General features: G+C 52.2%; 1 protein-coding gene. It reads left to right on the top strand.

The window, feature by feature from the left end; translation table 11 throughout:
- Positions 1-431 precede the first annotated feature (431 nt).
- A partial coding sequence (locus PO883_RS34400; protein ID WP_289313793.1) for a DUF6531 domain-containing protein occupies positions 432-1,457 on the top strand: 1,026 nt, incomplete at its 3' end.

The following is a 1,457-nucleotide window of genomic DNA, read 5'->3' as shown; positions in this document are numbered from 1 at the left end:
CAGGGTCAACATGCCTGGCGTCATCAGGCGTGTCCAGGCCATGCGGCAAGACGCGGTGCTCCGGACGCAGAAGAGCGCGCCTGCGGCACTAAAACAGACGGTGCGGCGCGAACTAGCGGAAACCCGTTCGCAATAAACAGGAGAACGAGGGCTGGATTTCTACGCCGACAACGGCGACCAGCCCGCTGTCTTATTCCACGGCAAAAGGGTTTATTTTATCGAGATACACTTATCGACAACACTAATGAGTTCTGCATGTGCGGTTGAATGCAAAAATAATATAAAATTATCAATAAATCTTTCCCTTAAGTTAAATAGATGCTACAATAACATTTTTAATTTTTTGACCATGATAGGCACTGAATATTTGCCTCACATCCGACAGCCTATGTACGGATCAGACGATTTTCGTGCGCGACCTTAGGAGATGTATGGGCAATTTCGTATTTTTCGGGATAAAAGAAGCGGGTGGCTCCGGGCAGCACCTGATCGCAAAATGTTCAATTTTAGGCAAGGTCGCGAAATCTGCAACCTTCTGGTTTTTTTTGATGTTGTTCCCATTTTCGGTGCGAGCGGCAGCGCCGGAAGTCAGATACATGTACATGGTGAACACGACGTCTGCTCCTGTGACATCGCGGCAAGCTGCATGCGTGCGTTTTGCCGACTATTTTGCCGGAATGTTTACATCTCCACGCGTCGATCCAGACGCCGTGTCGGAAGAGCCAAATCTTGTAGGCCCGGTAGCAAATATCCGTTGTTTATACAACCTCGTCTCGAATGGTCAGGTCGACGCACGTAGTCCGGGAGTTGCCTATTGCAGCCCGACACCAGCGGGCGGCGGGGAGTTTGTTATCGATAAGCGAAGTGACACATGCCTTTGCCCCGTAGGGAAAAAATACTATCCGGATGTCGACAAATGCGTGACAGAAACACCCGTTCCCGAGCCTGAAGCCCCACCTGGCAAGCCGTCGGACAACGGCCCAAGTTGCGGCGGCGGTGCGCCACAGCCAAAGTGCGGCGAACCGATCAATCCTGGCACAGGAAACATGTGGCACATTGAGAACGACTACACGTCCGCCTCACCGATTAGCGCTCTTGCCATTCGCCGAACATATAACAGCAGCCCTTTCAATTGGGACGCCGCAGTGGTCCGTTCGTTCGGGGCACGCTGGACCCAACCTTTTGATGCCGTTCTTAAAGCCGAAAAATTGCCGGCAGTAGGCACGAGCTATGCAACCTGCTTTAAACGCAACGATACTGGCACTGTTTCCAGATGCGAGACAGCTAGTCCCTCTTCCACCCTCCCTCTTCAAGCAGTGTCGATCGTGCGGGGAGACGGAAAGCGGCATTTCTTTAAATTGACAGACGGCGTGTGGAAAGGCGACGCCACCAATAGTGACACACTCACGCCCGTCTTCAACAGCGGCAAAACGGCCATCGACGAATGGACTTACCAA

The sequence above is a fragment of the Massilia sp. DJPM01 genome, assembly GCF_030348125.1.
GTDB lineage: Bacteria > Pseudomonadota > Gammaproteobacteria > Burkholderiales > Burkholderiaceae_D > Telluria_A > Telluria_A frigida.
Note: the sequence above shows the minus strand (reverse complement) of the source record. Positions and strands in the feature narration are given on the sequence as shown.